General features: G+C 50.9%; 15 protein-coding genes. 10 read left to right on the top strand and 5 right to left on the bottom strand.

Features of this window, described 5'->3' with window-relative positions:
* Positions 1–10 precede the first annotated feature (10 nt).
* The gene (locus tag BUB30_RS30720) at positions 11–2,203 is read right to left on the bottom strand and encodes a sensor histidine kinase (RefSeq protein ID WP_073142230.1); all 2,193 of its coding nucleotides are present in this window, start codon (positions 2,201–2,203) and stop codon (positions 11–13) included.
* A gap of 151 nt (positions 2,204–2,354) precedes the next feature.
* Between BUB30_RS30720 and BUB30_RS30715 the strand changes: the two genes are divergently transcribed.
* Positions 2,355–3,005 carry a porin family protein gene (locus tag BUB30_RS30715; RefSeq protein WP_073142228.1) on the top strand — a complete coding sequence of 217 codons (651 nt, stop codon included), beginning with the start codon at positions 2,355–2,357 and terminating at the stop codon, positions 3,003–3,005.
* Between the two features lie 111 nt (positions 3,006–3,116).
* Here BUB30_RS30715 and BUB30_RS30710 read toward each other — a convergent pair whose 3' ends face one another.
* Both BUB30_RS30710 and BUB30_RS30705 read right to left on the bottom strand, forming a co-directional pair.
* Positions 3,117–4,508 carry a sigma-54-dependent transcriptional regulator gene (locus BUB30_RS30710; RefSeq protein ID WP_073142226.1) on the bottom strand — a complete coding sequence of 464 codons (1,392 nt, stop codon included), beginning with the start codon at positions 4,506–4,508 and terminating at the stop codon, positions 3,117–3,119.
* 48 nt (positions 4,509–4,556) lie between these two features.
* Positions 4,557–4,913, bottom strand: coding sequence for a response regulator (locus BUB30_RS30705; protein ID WP_073142225.1), 357 nt, complete (start codon positions 4,911–4,913; stop codon positions 4,557–4,559).
* Between the two features lie 424 nt (positions 4,914–5,337).
* Between BUB30_RS30705 and BUB30_RS34970 the strand changes: the two genes are divergently transcribed.
* Both BUB30_RS34970 and BUB30_RS30690 read left to right on the top strand, forming a co-directional pair.
* Positions 5,338–5,490, top strand: coding sequence for a lmo0937 family membrane protein (locus tag BUB30_RS34970; RefSeq protein WP_143165152.1), 153 nt, complete (start codon positions 5,338–5,340; stop codon positions 5,488–5,490).
* A 22-nt stretch (positions 5,491–5,512) separates the two neighbouring features.
* Entirely contained in the window at positions 5,513–7,162 is a 1,650-nt protein-coding gene (locus BUB30_RS30690) for an AsmA family protein (RefSeq protein WP_084138482.1), read from the top strand.
* Between the two features lie 271 nt (positions 7,163–7,433).
* Here the strand turns inward: BUB30_RS30690 and BUB30_RS30685 are convergent, their stop codons facing one another.
* The gene (locus tag BUB30_RS30685; RefSeq protein ID WP_073142218.1) at positions 7,434–7,652 is read right to left on the bottom strand and encodes a hypothetical protein; all 219 of its coding nucleotides are present in this window, start codon (positions 7,650–7,652) and stop codon (positions 7,434–7,436) included.
* Positions 7,653–7,731: 79 nt separating this feature from the next.
* A complete protein-coding gene (locus BUB30_RS30680; protein WP_073142216.1) occupies positions 7,732–8,745 on the bottom strand; it encodes a YihY/virulence factor BrkB family protein in 1,014 nt (337 codons plus the stop codon).
* 208 nt (positions 8,746–8,953) lie between these two features.
* Here BUB30_RS30680 and BUB30_RS30675 point away from each other — a divergent pair, with 208 nt between their 5' ends.
* The 7 genes from BUB30_RS30675 to BUB30_RS30645 all read left to right on the top strand — a co-directional run bounded on the left by BUB30_RS30675 (position 8,954) and on the right by BUB30_RS30645 (position 15,280).
* Positions 8,954–10,147, top strand: a complete 1,194-nt coding sequence (locus BUB30_RS30675; RefSeq protein WP_073142215.1) for an AI-2E family transporter — start codon at positions 8,954–8,956, stop codon at positions 10,145–10,147.
* A 62-nt stretch (positions 10,148–10,209) separates the two neighbouring features.
* Entirely contained in the window at positions 10,210–10,464 is a 255-nt protein-coding gene (locus BUB30_RS30670; protein WP_073142213.1) for a YtxH domain-containing protein, read from the top strand.
* A 60-nt stretch (positions 10,465–10,524) separates the two neighbouring features.
* Positions 10,525–10,818, top strand: coding sequence for a hypothetical protein (locus BUB30_RS30665; protein WP_073142211.1), 294 nt, complete (start codon positions 10,525–10,527; stop codon positions 10,816–10,818).
* Positions 10,805–11,173, top strand: coding sequence for a hypothetical protein (locus BUB30_RS30660; RefSeq protein WP_073142209.1), 369 nt, complete (start codon positions 10,805–10,807; stop codon positions 11,171–11,173). Before BUB30_RS30665 ends, BUB30_RS30660 begins: the two co-directional genes overlap by 14 nt.
* 6 nt (positions 11,174–11,179) lie before the next feature.
* Positions 11,180–11,944: a non-homologous end joining protein Ku gene (ku, locus tag BUB30_RS30655; RefSeq protein WP_073142207.1), complete on the top strand. Its 765-nt coding sequence runs from the start codon at positions 11,180–11,182 to the stop codon at positions 11,942–11,944.
* Positions 11,945–13,939 carry a DNA ligase D gene (ligD, locus tag BUB30_RS30650; protein ID WP_221408823.1) on the top strand — a complete coding sequence of 665 codons (1,995 nt, stop codon included), beginning with the start codon at positions 11,945–11,947 and terminating at the stop codon, positions 13,937–13,939.
* A gap of 27 nt (positions 13,940–13,966) precedes the next feature.
* Positions 13,967–15,280, top strand: coding sequence for a PQQ-dependent sugar dehydrogenase (locus tag BUB30_RS30645; protein WP_073142205.1), 1,314 nt, complete (start codon positions 13,967–13,969; stop codon positions 15,278–15,280).
* The last annotated feature ends 61 nt before the right edge of the window (positions 15,281–15,341 follow it).

Genomic DNA, 15,341 nt, shown 5'->3' with positions numbered 1-15,341 from the left:
CGGTTTTTAGTTAACCGGCAGGTAAGATAATTATAAATTCTGATCCCACATTTTCCGTACTGTGGGCGGTAATAAACCCTTTATGGTTATTCACGATCTTCCGGCAAATCGAAAGCCCGATGCCCGTACCCTCATATTCGTTGCGGCCATGGAGGCGATGGAACAGTGTAAAGATCTTTTCGGTGTATTTCTCGTCAAAGCCGATCCCGTTGTCTTTGACGCTAACGACCACATATTCCGGGTCGGCCAGCGAAAGGCCAAAACGTGCGTTCAGTACCATGCTTTTTTCTTTGTGGCCGCGAACCTCCACCACCGGTTTCTCGTCGGGTTTGTGGAATTTTATTCCGTTGCTGATGATATTTTGAAACAATCGCTTCATCTGGGTCCTGTCGCCGAGAATGGCCGGCACGATTCCCAGACGCACGGCCGCCTCGTCGCGCCGAACCTGCGCGTCGAGGTCGTCGATGACTTCGCGCAGCAACGGCGCCATGTCCAGCACCTCCGGCACGGCCACGCCACGCGACACCCGCGAGAAGGAAAGCAGGTCTTCAATAAGGACCTGCATACGCGCAGCAGCCGACTGCATCCGTTGAATATAGTCTACCCCCTGCCCCTCCAGCTTGCTGTCATATTTCGTGGCGAGCCGGTCGCCAAAGGCTCGTATTTTCCGCAATGGCTCCTGCAAATCGTGTGAGGCCACATACGCAAATTGCTCGAGGTCTTCGTTTGATCGTTGCAGTTCCTCGGTATATTTTTCCAGGCGGGCCTCGTAGAGCTTGCGGTCGGTGATGTCGATCAGCGCCCCCAACACATCGTTGGTATCGCTCGTCGACGTAGGTTTGGCCACCAGCGACAGATAGCGAAGCGCGCCTTGTGCTTCAATCCGGTATTCAATCTCCAGCCTTGTCTTATTCTCTTTCACCTCCCGCAGAAAATCTTCCACCAACAGGCGATCATCGGCATACACATTTTCCAGGAACGCGTCCCAGGTTGGCCTATACGTGTCGCGGATCTTGCCAAGCATGGCGTAAAGGCCATCGGACCAGATGAGTTCATTCGTCTTCTCGTTCCATCTCCAACTGCCCATCTTTGCCAGGTGTTCGGCTTCATTGAGCAGGAGGCCGCGCTCTTCCAGCAACAGCCTTTGTGATTTTTGTCGCGTAATGTCCGTCATGGTAACCACAAAACCGTCTTCAAACTTCACCGCCGTGACCTGCAACCAGCTGTTTCTCGCAGCCGGTTGAAATTTTTCAAATAGCGCCGGCTGGCCGGTCTCCACCACATGGTTATAGATGTTCCAGGATTCTTCATAACGGGTTTTAGGATAAGCTACCAGCATGCGCTTTCCCACCAACGTATTTCTTTCGAGCGCCAACATTTCTTCGCTGACGGCATTCGCCAGTGTCCATTCGAAATCCACAATACTCCCATCCTTCGCGCGAATGGCGCGCAAAGCCATGATACCCGACAACGAATTGTCCAGCACGCTGCGCAATGTTTTTTGTGTGAACTCGCGGATGCCGACCTCTGTGCGCAGGGCTTGCAAATTCGTCTTCAATTGTTCTTCTGCGATGCGTCGCTTTTCCAACGCATCGAGTATACGCACAAACAACAGGCTAATGCCGGCCAGCGCCACAAGTCCATAACCCAACATCGCCATGGGCGTTGTCGCCCTGAAATCTGTCTCGCTGGCGACGCGCTGGCGATAGATGCTCTCTTCTGCCGTATTCATGCGATGCACCAGCCCGCGGATCGCATTCATATTCGTACGGCCGTCCAACAGCAACTGGCTCTCATAGCGGTCCATATAGAGCGAACTGCGTTGCACGTTGGTGAGGATTTTCTGGATGATGGCAAACTGATAGTTCACCAGTTGCCGAAGCGTGTCCACTTGTTTGGATTGCACTTTGTTGCCGGCGACAAGCTCTTCCAGGGTGCGCAACTGCACGGGCAGCAACTTCACAGAGGCATAGTACGGTTGCAGGTACAGCGTATCGTGGGTGAGCTGATAACCCCGGTGACCGGTCTCCGCATCCTTGATGGTAGACAACACGAGTTCCAGCGAACGGAACAAGTGGTTGGAGTGACGGATCAACCGCACCTCCTCCGTATAATTCTTCAAATTCCTATACGTGATCACACTGATGATGAGCAGCACCATCACGATCCCCAGGAACAAAATCTTTATATACTTATTCTTCATCTTGTGGTCGCTCGTCTACACTTGTGTACAAATGCCACCGTTTGGCCTTCAACACAAAAATCTTTTTTCCTTGAAAATAAGACGATTATGGACGTTTTCCAGTTTTGGCCTGATGTTTTGGGGGTGTTGTGCAAACAAATGAATTTTTACCATGAATACGAAATTTAAACTTTTATCCATTTTCTTAATAACCGCTTTTGCCGGCGTTATGTCGAGTCACGATGCGAACGCGCAAGTGAACAGCAACGCCCGGTACGGTATCAAAGGTGGTTTCAATGCAAGCAATCTGTACGTAGATGATGTAGATGACGAAAATGCACGCTACGGTTTCAACGCTGGGCTATACGGTCAGATTTTAGCAAGCGAAGTTTTCGCCATCCAGCCCGAATTGTTGTATAGCACGAAAGGTTCGAAAGTAGAATACAGCAACATCGTCAACCAAACCGTTAAGTACAATCTCAACTATCTCGATCTCCCGGTGCTGGCCGTTTTTAAATTGGGCAAAGCTGCCGAGATCCACGTTGGTCCGTATGCCAGCTACCTGCTCAATGCCAACATCAACTACAAGGGCGATTTTGTCAATGGCACCGACGAGATCAAAAAAGACAACCTCAAATCATACGACTTTGGTTTGGTGGGTGGCTTTGGTCTGAACTTCGGCGCCGTCCAGGTGGGAGCACGCTATAACTACGGTCTGGTGAAGATCGCCGATAGCAATGCAGCCCGGAGAATGCTGGGTGACTCGAAAAACTCCTGTGCACAACTCTACCTGGCGCTCAATCTGAATCATAACAGTCAATAAACATAAGGGGTAGGCAAATAGGTAGAGAGGCTGTCGCAAGGCAGCCTCTCTTTTTTGTGTATTACCTAAAACCATTACGGATACATTGACTGATGGTTGGGCTCCTATAGACTATGCATTGATGCTATACAATTTCAATTTGTTGTACAAGGTCTTGCGGTCGATCTTCAAAAGTTCGGCAGCCTTCGACTTGTTGTAATTCACTTTCTCGAGGATGTCGATGATGGCCTGGCGCTCGGCAGAACCGGCGATCGATTTCAACAAACCTACATTGTCCTCTATCGAAACCCCTGGAGCCGGCATGGAGTTGTTGGCCTGAATGATCTCTTGTGGAAGACTATCCATCTGCACCACATCGCCCATCGTGAGCAACACCGAACGCTTGATGACGTTGTTGAGCTCCCGCAGGTTGCCGTGCCAATAGTAGTTGGTGAGCTGCTCGATCACCTCCGGCGAGAACGACTGCACATTTTTATGAAGGGCCTGGTTTGATTTTTCCAGGAAATAATTGGCGAAAATGACAATGTCCTCCTTGCGCTCGCGCAGCGGGGAAAGCTGGATCTTGAATTCGTTGAGGCGGTGATACAGGTCTTCGCGGAAGCGTCCTTCTTTCACCGATTTGATGAGATCTTCGTTGGTCGCCGCGATGATGCGCACATCGATGGGGGTGTCGCGTGTGGCGCCGATGCGTTTTATTCTTCGTTCCTGGATCACGCGCAGCAACTTCACCTGGTTTTCGTAGGAAAGGTTTCCCACTTCATCCAGGAAGATCGTGCCCGTGTCGGCCACTTCAAAGCTTCCCTGCTTGTCGTTCACGGCGCCGGTGAAGGCACCCTTCACATGGCCGAACAATTCGCTGCCCGCCAATTCTTTTGGCAGGGCCCCGCAATCAATGGCCACGAAGGGTTTGTCGGAACGTTTGCTGAATTTATGCACCGATTGTGCCACAAATTCCTTTCCCGTGCCGGTCTCACCGTTGATGATGACCGACATATCGGAAGGGGCAATGAGTTCGATGTATTTTTGAACGGTTTGCGATTGAATGCTTTTCCCGACGATGAAGAAACTGGAGCTGGCCAGCGACTTGGGTTTGCGTGGATCTTGCGCCGTGTCGTTGCTTTCGCCGTTGACGGCCTTCTTTTCATTCTTGGCGATGGTCTCGCGTATGGTGACCAGCAACTCGTCCGGGTAGAGCGGTTTGGTCACATAATCATTGGCACCATAGCGGAAGGTTTCCACGGCCGTGCGCACATCCGAATAGCCGGTGATGATCACCACGGCGACATCCGATTGCAGCAGTTTTATTTTCCGGAGCATTTCTACGCCGGTCAGATCGGGCAAGCGATAGTCGCACAGCACCAGGTTGTAGCGCGAGGCCCGCAGTAGCTTCAGGCCTTCTTCTCCTTTGTAGGCGGCGTCTACGTCGTAGTTATTCTTCGTCAGAAATTTCGATAATACGAGACAAATGTCTTTGTCGTCGTCTATAATTAATATTCGGGGCATAGGCAAAAAATAAATACGGGTTTAGAATAGCGACCGGTTTCCAGGCCGTTAGTTTATAAATTTCAGTTGCTGCAGCGATTCTTCAATGGTCTTGACGGAAAAGGGCTTGGCCATAAAAACGCTAGCCCCTTTTTGCAAGGCTTTCTGACGTTCGCTGTCGTAGGCACTGATCACGACAATTTTTGATGCGTTGTTCGACGCCTGCAAGGCATGAATAAGATCATAGCCTGAGCCGTCGGTTAAATTCAGATCGATAAACAAAATATCATACGATGAACCGGCGATTTTTGAAATGGCCTCCGATATGGAAAGGGCAAACGCAGCTTCATACCCTAATTTCTTAAGGTATTGAGTTACCAACAGGCAAATCTCCATTTCATCGTCAACCACTAGAACTTTTCTCATTCGCCAGACTAGTGACCGTGACCGGCTAGCGTTAGTACTCCCCGGCGCTGACGTTTCGGTCTGGGCTGGGTGCTTCTTGCTGTTCTCATCTTTTGCACTTCCTCCTTGGTTTTCAAGGGGAAAAATAGTCTAAACAAAACTATGGCAAATCCCATACTGCACAAATAGGTACCTCCCATCAGTGCGACAAACTTTAGAAACTCGATCATACTCAGAGGATTTTTACGATCCAATGGGTAAAAATCATGCCATCCGCCCCCTAGCCCCGGAGCCTGCTTTATCCCCCCGGAATTGGGGAATTATTTCCCCATCTGTGCGAAAAAGCGTCATTTTCAGGCCAAAAAAGCGCCTGTGCGCGCCTCAAACTCACGCCGCGCGCTGGCACGAAAATGTACTTCTCCGGTTGAATCAAAATTTAATCCTTATGAGCAGTCTATTGTATGCCATCGCCGTGATATTGATCATCGCATGGGCCCTTGGCTTTTTTGTGTACAGCGCAGGCGGTCTTATCCACATATTATTGGTCGTCGCCATTGTCGCTATCATCTTACGCCTTATTCGCGGAGAGCGGATTTAACCTTGAGCTGTCTTGATTCCGCATGGAGTCAAGACAGCTTCTCCTTTCCATGAAGCCGTTCTTCCGTTCGCGACTGACACGTTGGGTGCTGTTGCCCGTTCTCATTCTATCGATCCTGCTCGTCGTCGCCGGTGTTGTGTTATCGCATGTGCTGAAAGCTAAGGTCATTGCCGCGCTGGAGGAAAAGAACGGCTCGCTCGAAGATCTCGACCTCAATTTGTTCCAGCGCGCCGTCACGGTTCAGGGCGCTACGTGGACGGCAGCCGACTCGATCAGAATTCCAAATCACATTGCCGTGAAACGCATACGCGTTAGCGGCATTCACGTGCTGGCTTGGCTGATCCACAAAAACATCACGGTCGATAGAATCGAACTTGTCGACGGCGAAGCCACCTACAGCGTGGTGAAGAAAGTCAAAAAAGACAGCGTCAACCGATCCGATTCCGCTTTGGCCCATTCAGACACTGCGAACGCCGCATTGCCCTTCAAAAAGATCGGCGTGCGGGAAGTAGTTTTAAAAAATATCAAAGCCACTATTCATATCGATTCCATCCAGACGTTATCCGGCGTGGTCAATGTCTCAATAAAGGAAGTCCAACTCGATTCGACGCTGGCGCAAAAAATTCTATCCGCTTTAAAAGTCAAATCATTTCAGGCAGAATTTACGTCGGTTCAACTTTCTTCAAAATTGTATACCACCAAGATTTCGTCTATACAGATCAACAGCGCAGCGGGCAAGCTGCAGCTCGATTCCATTTCGCTTACGCCAAATTATGGCCGCTACGCCTTTGCCCGGAAGGTGGGCAAGCAAACCGACCGGTTTACGCTGCGCATCCCGAAAATCGCGCTGGAGGGACTGACATTCAATCCGCTCAACGACAGTACCGTGATCTCCTCCATCCACATCGCTTCGGCCCGCCTTCATGTTTTTCGCGACAAACGATTTCCGTTTATCAAACATCAAAACGTGCCTTTGCCCGTGGCTATGATCCGCAAATTTCCCTTTGCCTTGCAGGTGGATAGCGTGAAGATCACGGATGCCAAAATTGTGTATGAGGAATTTCCGGAAAAGGGCTTTCACACCGGCCAGGTCGAGTTCGACGATCTCAACGCAACGCTTACGCATCTCAATAATCGCGACTCCTCCGCAAAAGGACAGGCAACGCTGGTTGCCTCTGCCAAACTGATGGGGAAAGGGCTCATTACGTCTACTTTCACGTTGCCTTATGGGAAACAACAATCCTATCGCGCCGAAGGTCACATTCGGAATCTACCCCTACCGGCGTTGAACCGCGCCGTGGAAAATATGGCCTTTGTGAACATTGAGTCAGGAAAGCTTAACGACTTGTCTTTCAATTTCCATTATGACGATGTTCAGTCGCGCGGCTCCATCCTGGTGGACTACGAGAACCTGAAGATCAACGGTTTTACAAAAGAAAAACATTCACACGCCAGTGAATTCAAAACGTGGCTCATCAATCTGTTTATCAAAAACGATAAGGATAAAACCATGAGTAAAGCAAAGCGATCGGGTATCATCGAGTTTGATCGCGACAGACACAAAGCCATCTTCAACTTGTGGTGGAAATCGCTTCTCTCGGGATTAAAGTCCAGCGTGCTGGATGGGTCCGCGAAGAAAGAAAAAAAACGGACCGGAAAAGATAAAGGTTAAGAGACTCTCCTAAAGAAGCCCACCTTCAGGAACATCACTTGGAAAGCGCCACCACTTTTATAACCCCAATGACGGCAAAACACAGCATGATCCTTATGATGCTTGCTGCTGAAAAAATTTAACTCCTGTATATGTTTAAAAAAATGGCCCCGTAGGGAGCCTCCCCGCGCACATGATTGACAAACAAACCACTTCATTCATGCATCGCCAGAAGGTCCCCTACGAAGCCTTATGTGTTGTTTAACGAAACCTGACGTGTTTTTAGTATCCGTCAATTGGCTTCGTCGCGATCTTTGGCCGAACCTTGCGCATTTTCCTCGAGGTGATTGACCACCTTATGTTGCTCGTCCTGGTTCAGGTGGGGCTCGTCCTGATCTATTTCTGTTTCCGTTACCGGTTCTTTCGACGGCGCCTTGGGTTCGCGCTTGCGTGGGGCGCGGACAGCAACTTGCTTTTTGCCGGGCCTGGGAGTTTGGGTCTTCTTTTCCATAACCTGTGTCGTTTCGTTTCTAATTCGGACAGAAAGAATTGTGCCACTTGCAAGAATACCTGGTCAACAAAGATACGCGCTAGTTTGTATTTTCGGCGTGTGGAATTTCGTGGCCGTCTGCCGCAAGATGGGTGGGCTCTTCGGAGTGGCGGGCCTGTGTGTTGGCCACTACAGTTTCGCCGTTTTTTTCATCCTTTTCCAATTCCACCAATTGAACTTTCACCGCGTTGTCGTAGGGGGTGATCTCGCTACCAGTCTCCTCTGCATACACGGAAGTGAGTTCGGCTCCCAGCAGGAAAATAACCGTAGAATAATACACCCACACCAGGATGACCACCAGCGAACCGGCTGCTCCATAGGCTGAGTTAAAGGAGCTGTTTCCCAAATAAAATCCAATAAGGAATTTTCCAATCGTAAACAGGATCGTCGTCACAAAAGAGCCCACCCAGACGTCGCGCCATTTTATTTTGGCATCGGGCAGCACCTTGAACATCATCCCAAAGATCAGCGTGATGAATCCCAAAGAGATAACAATGTTGATGGCGGCTAATATATATAGGGTCAATCCTTCCAGGATCCGCGACAGGAAACCCTGAAAGACCACGAGGGCTGTGTCCACCACGAGCGACACCAGCAACACAAAGCCGATGCTGATGACCATGGCCAACGACAAAAGCCGGTTTAAAATATATTTCACAATGCCCCGCAATGGCTTTGGCTTGATCCCCCATATTTTGTTGAGGCTCGATTGCAGCGAGATGAACACCGTGGTGGCACTAAAGACGAGGGTGATCCCGCCGACGGTCTTCGCGAAGAAACTTGTGGCGTCGATGGAAGCATTCAGTAATATTTTTTCGATTTCGAGGGCGCTGGTACGACCGATGAGCCGTGCGACCTGGTTGATCAGTTCGCGCTGCACCACCTCCTGTTCGTAGAACGTCGACCCGATGGCCAGGGCGATGATCAGGATGGCCGGCAAAGAAAAGATCGTGTAAAACGCAATGGACGATGCATAGCTAAACGAATCGTCTTCGATAAAATTCTTGACGGTCTTTTTTAAGATGGTCCAGCTCGACGTAAAAAATTTTTTCATATCAACCCACCCCTCGCAAGAAACATTCCCAAACGACATGGCCTGTGTCGTGCGTTGAAAGGGCCGTATTGTAGAATAACAAACTGCCGGGTGTGGAGATATTTACCCAACACCGATGCCAGCATAACCGCTCGATCTCCTGGACAGGTGTCTTTTTTATTGGCACGGAAATTACCTTACGCTTAGTGAAAAGTTACCGCATTGTATTATGGACGCAACCCCTCACGCCTCGCCCTTTTATCTGAAACTTAGCCTCACGCTCCTGGCGGTGGTGTTATTAGGTCTCCTGGTTTTCCTGGGAAAAGACATTCTTCTTCCCCTGCTGTTCTCGGTGTTGTTGTCGACGCTACTGTTGCCCTTCACAGCCTTCCTGCAGCGAAAGGGAGTCCATAAAGTCTTCTCCATACTGATCCCCGTTTTACTTTCTTTCTTCGCTATTGCCGGCGTCCTGTATGTGTTGTCGAGCCAGGTTGTGAATTTCCTGGACGACATCCCCGCGCTGAAGGAACGGATCAGCGAAGTGAGCACAGGCTTTCAAAAGTGGGTGAATGAAAACACCCACATTACTGTGCGCAAACAAAATCAATACATCGCGCAGGCGGCAGAGAACCTGAAGGAACAAGTGCCTCAGTTGGTGGGTATGACCTTTATCTCGCTGACGGGCCTGCTGAGTTATCTCATTTTTCTTCCGCTGTATACATTCCTGATTCTTTATCATAAGAACACCATCAAGACCTTCCTGATCGGCGTCTTTCGCAACGGCTCTGAACAACGGGTCCGCGAGGTGTTGACGGAGTCTACCACCATCGGGCAGCATTACGTGTTTGGTTTGCTCATTGAAACGTCCATTGTCTTTGGGCTGAACACGATTGGCTTCCTCGTGCTCGGTATAAAATACGCCATCTTCCTGGCGCTGCTGGCAGCGCTACTGAACCTGGTGCCTTATGTCGGCATGATCGTGGCAAATATGCTGTGCATGCTGGTGACTCTCGTCAGCTCCGACACGCTGGGCGATGTGGTTTGGGTTGGGGTGGTGTTGGCCGTGGTGCAGTTGTTCGATAACAACATCGGCATGCCCATGATCGTCAGCAACAAGGTGCGCATCAATGCTTTGGTGACCATTGTCGGCGTGTTGATCGGGGGCGCATTGTGCGGGGTTCCCGGCATGTTCCTGGCCATCCCCGCCATGGCGGTTTGCAAAGTGATCTTCGACAAAGTGCCCGAGCTCAATCCTTGGGGCGTTTTGTTTGGTGACGAATGCCCCGATACGGTGCCGGCACAACACACGCGCGTGGTCTTGTCGAAAATAAAAACCTTTCCGCGGCCCCATGCGAAAGCAAAACCTGTTTTGAAGTCACAGGCCTCTGTAACAGAGACGGAAGATCTAAAAATTGAAGATTGAATGGCCGCGCCCAACATTTGAAAAAGTCTAGTCCAAAATTGTAAATCATAAAAACCACAACTATGAAAACAGCGACAAAAGTAATTCTGAGTGTAGCCGCCGCCGCTGCTGCAGGTGCCATGATCGGCATGCTGCTCGCGCCGGAAAAAGGAAAAGATCTGCAAGCCAAGATCAGGGATGGTGCGAAAGATTGGTTGGCAGAGTTCACCTCTCTCCTCCACATGGGCAAGGAGATGGCCCAGGAAGCGCGGTCGCAAGGCGAAGAAGCCCTGGCAGGCCTGACGAAAGGTACAAAGGCATTGAGTGAAAAAGTGTAAGGACTTATTTTAGAGCCGACGAAATCCACCGAGAAAATTATAGAGGCCGCCGCCGACCTGGTGGAGACCTACCGCAACCTGGTTACGGTGCGCGTCGTGGAGCAAACCACGCTTGGCGCATCTATGAGCATTGTCGGGATACTGTTTTTGCTGGTGGTGGTTTTCATCCTGCTCTTTATTGGCGTTGGCCTGGCGTGGTGGGCCGGCGAAACCCTCGACAACATGAAGGCGGGCTTCTTTATCGTGGGGGGCTTCTACGTCCTCGTGCTGCTCATCCTGTTGTTGACGGCGCGCAAAGTCCTTTTGCCAAATATCCGAAACCTGTTGATCAAAAAGATCTATGACCAAGATTAGTAACTACGACGAGCTGCTGGCCGAGCGCCTCCGCCTGGAGGGCTTATTGCGCGAGCACAAAGCCACGATCGCCACCGAGGTGAGCGTGATCAAGGAAAAGCTTCATCCCATTTTTTCCCTGGTTTCGTTCCTGAGCGTCTTCCAGCGAAAGCCCGACCAAAGCCTGCTCCAGTTCGGCGCCGATGTGGGGGTGGAGTTATTGCTCCGCCAAAAGCTGTTGGCCAAGTCGAATTGGATCACGCGGCTCGTCCTTCCTTTCCTGGCGAAAGGGGCAACGGCCAAAGTGCTGGAAAAATTAAGATCAACAAAACAACTTACTCCGGAAACGGTCGGGAACGGCCGGTCACGAAATTGAAATGCTATGAAAGCCATCTGGAAAGGAGCGATTGGGTTCGGCCTGGTGAACATTCCCGTGAAGCTCTATAGTGCATCCCAATCCAGCGATCTGGACCTGGACATGCTCGACAAAAAAGACCTGGCCCACATCCGCTTTCACCGCGTGAACGAAGACACGGGAAAAGAAGTCGACTGGAAAAATATCGTAAAAGCCTATAAATACAACGGCGACTATGTCGTGCTGGACGACAAGGATTTTCAACAAGCCAGCCCCGACAAAACGAAGATCATCAACATCGATCATTTCATCGCCGAAGAAGAAGTGGAAAGCCTTTACTTCGAAACACCGTATTACCTGGAACCCGAAAAATCGGGCGAGAAAGCCTACTTGCTGCTGCACGAAGCGTTGGAGAAAAGCGGCAAGGCTGGGGTGGGCAGTTTTGTGCTGCGGAGCAAGGAACATCTTTGCATCCTGAAACCCTATGAAAAAGTGATCCTGCTCAACAAGATCCGGTTTGCCGAAGAAATTCGCGACACCAGCTCCATCAAAGTCCCCAAGACCACCAAGGTGAAACCCACCGAGTTGAAGATGGCCCTTTCCCTGATCGATCAGCTGACGACCAAGTTCAAGATCGATTCCTTCAAAGACACCTATGCCAGCGCGTTGTTGAAGCTCATCAAGGCCAAAGCCAAAGGCAAACCCGTGAAGCAAGCGCCGATGAAGGTGACACACCGCAAGACGGAGGACCTGATGAGCATGTTGAAAGCCAGCATTAAAAAAGCATCCTAAATGAGCCTGGCCGCCACTCATACAAGCGTTCACGCTGTGCGCTCGACCCGGGACAAACTCGCGCACTTCCACCAACCCATGCTGGCGCAGATTGGCGACAAGCCGTTTGATGACAACCACTGGTTGTTTGAAGTGAAGTGGGACGGCTATCGCGCCGTGGCCGAAGTAACAAAAAATGATGTACGCCTGTATTCACGAAATGGCCTTTCCTTCATCGACCTCTATGCACCCGTCGTCCGGGAATTGAAGAAAATAAAAGACGACGTCATGCTCGACGGCGAGATCGTGGTGCTGGACGAACACAGCAAACCCAGTTTTCAAAAATTGCAACACTACGACGAAAATCGCAACCGGCCACTGGTGTACTACGTCTTTGACTGTCTTCGCTATAAAAACAAAGACCTCACCGGTCTTCCACTCGAGGAGCGCAAGAAGATCCTGGAAAAGCTCCTTCCGAAAAGCAACATCATCCGCTACTCCGACCACGTTGAAAATGATGGGATAACTTTTTTCCAAAAGGTTTCTGAAATGGGGTTGGAAGGCATGATCGCCAAAAGGAAGAACAGCACTTACACGGAGGGGAAACGTTCGAACGATTGGCTGAAGATAAAAAATCAAAACACGCAGGAAGCCATCATTGCAGGCTTTACTGCGCCGCGCAACAGCCGGAGCTATTTCGGTGCGCTTGTTTTGGGTCTATATGAAAAGGGAAAATTGAAATACATCGGGCACACCGGTACCGGGTTCACGGAGAAAGTTTTGAAAGAGATCCACGGCCTCCTGAAACCGCTCATTCGCGAAACCTCGCCTTTCGAGGAGCATGTGCCGGTGAACTCGCCCGTGACCTGGGTTGAGCCCGTGAAAGTGTGTCAGGTGAAATTTACCGAAATTACCGATGACGGCATTTTGCGTCACCCGGTCTTTATGGGGTTGCGCATCGATAAGCCGGCCAAAGATGTGGATCATGTCGACGTAAAGAAACCAAATCAAAAAGCCGTGGACAAAAAAACTAACCCATCGCAAAAGCACGCCCCCGGAAAGACCGCATCAAAGAAACCAGCGGTTGCCAAAAACGATCCTGCGGCCAAAGACGGTGTCATCAAGCGTGTTGACGGTCACGAGCTTCATCTCACCCACCAAAGCAAAGTATATTGGCCCAAAAGCGGCATCACGAAAGGAGATGTCATTGCGTATTACGATGCGATCTATCCCTACATCATTCCCTATTTGAAAGACCGGCCCGAGTCTTTGAAGCGGAATCCGAACGGCATCGAGAACAAGGGGTTTTTCCACAAGGATGCCGGGCAGGCCGCGCCATCGTGGGTAAAGCACATCCCCTTGCACTCGGAGAGCACCGGGAAAGACGTCGACTACATCCTTTGCAACGATAAGGCTACGCTGCTTTACCTGAACAATCTCGGTTGCATCGAGATCAACCCCTGGAGCTCGCGCGTGAAAAACCTCGACAAGCCGGACTACCTCGTGCTGGACATCGACCCCTCGGAAAGAAACTCTTTCGACGAAGTGATCGAAGCGGCCCTGGCCATCAAAGAAGTGCTGGACCAGGCGGGGGCCAACGGATATTGCAAAACTTCGGGCGCCACGGGATTGCATATCTATGTCCCGCTGCACGCCCAGTATGATTATGATCACGCGCGCGACTTCGCAGAGATCGTTGCCCGGCTTGCCAGCGAAAAGCTGCCTCGCACCACAACGCTCGAGCGTTCGCTGTCGAAAAGAAAAAACCGTATCTACCTCGATTATCTCCAAAACAGCAGGGGCCAGACCTTGGCCTCCGCCTACAGTCTTCGCCCGGTGGAAGGCGCCACGGTCTCTACTCCCCTGACCTGGAAAGAAGTGAAGCCTGGTTTGCATCCCAGCGCGTTCACCATCACCACCATCGCCAAAAGACTTGCCAAGACCGGCGATCTCTTTACGGGCGTGCTCAAGGAAAAAACAAATCTTAACACCTGTCTGAAAAAATTGGGGGCGTGAGCACCCTGTCTAACTCTATAATATATTATGTCACGCCGGAATTCATTAGCCCTCCTGGTTACCCTCCTCTTATTTGCGTCTTGCGGGTCGCAGAAGAAAGCCCGCGAAGCTGCAGCCCATTACAAAAAGACATCTCCTTCCGATACGTTGCCCGCGCCTTATGCCACCAAGTCGAGCATGAACTTCAGCAATGTTGTAGGGTGGAAAGACGCGATGCCCAAAGCGCCGGCGGGCTTCAATGTCACGATCTATGCCGATGCGTTTCAAAACCCCCGGTGGCTCTACGTCACACCCAACGGCGACATCCTGGTGGCCGAAAGCAACAGCAACCATCCGCTGCTCGAACGCATCGGGGCGCTCTTTATCGGAGCAACCAAATCCAACAGCATGAAACACAGCGCCGACCGCATCACCCTACTGCGCGACGCCAATCACGATGGGGTTCCGGAAGTGCGCGAAACATTCTTGTCCCACCTAAACCAACCGTTTGGCATGCTGGTGCTGGGAAACTGGTTTTATGTAGCCAATACCGATGGCCTGTGGCGTTTCCCTTACACCCCAGGTCAAACCAAGATCTCCGAAAAAGGAACTAAGATCGTCGACCTGCCCGCAGGAAAACATAACCGCCACTGGACCCGAAATCTCATTGCCAATGCCGACGGTTCTAAAATATATATCGCCGTCGGTTCCGGCAGCAACGTAGCGGAACACGGCATAGCCAACGAGCTCTTACGGGCCGACATCCTGGAGATCAACCCCGACGGGACCGATCTGCGGGTGTACGCCAGCGGGTTGCGCAATCCCGTTGGCATGGGATGGGCAGTGGGTACAAAAACGCTGTGGACCGTGGTGAATGAGCGCGACGAATTAGGCGATGAACTGGTGCCCGATTACTTCACCCATGTGGAAGAAGAAGGATTTTATGGCTGGCCCTATGTTTATTATGGACAACACGAAGATCCCCGGGTCAAAGACAAACCCGTGATGGCCAAAGGCGCCCTGGTCCCCGACATCAATCTCCATCCGCACACCGCGTCGTTGGGGCTGGCGTTTTATACCCAAAAAGCGTTTCCCGAAAAATATCACAACGGTGCCTTTATTGCACAGCACGGTTCGTGGAATCGTTCCACCCTTTCGGGTTATAAAGTATTGTTTGTACCGTTCCAAAACGGCAAGCCCTCCGGAAAGCCGGAAGATTTTCTCACCGGTTTTATCGTGGATCTTGAAAAAGAAAAGGTGCACGGCCGGCCGGTGGGCGTGGTGGTGCTTCCCGATGGTTCTTTGCTGATTGCCGACGATGTGGCCAATACTATTTGGCAGGTGCGTTACGCCGCCAAATAACATTTCTGTCACCCCAAATTTTCCCAATGAAAAAGGAAGCCGGAAGCCGATGGCGCCTTTC

The organism is Chryseolinea serpens, from assembly GCF_900129725.1.
Taxonomy (GTDB): Bacteria; Bacteroidota; Bacteroidia; order Cytophagales; family Cyclobacteriaceae; genus Chryseolinea; species Chryseolinea serpens.
The sequence above is the reverse complement of the archived record's forward strand: the minus strand, read 5'-3'. Positions and strand labels throughout refer to the sequence as shown.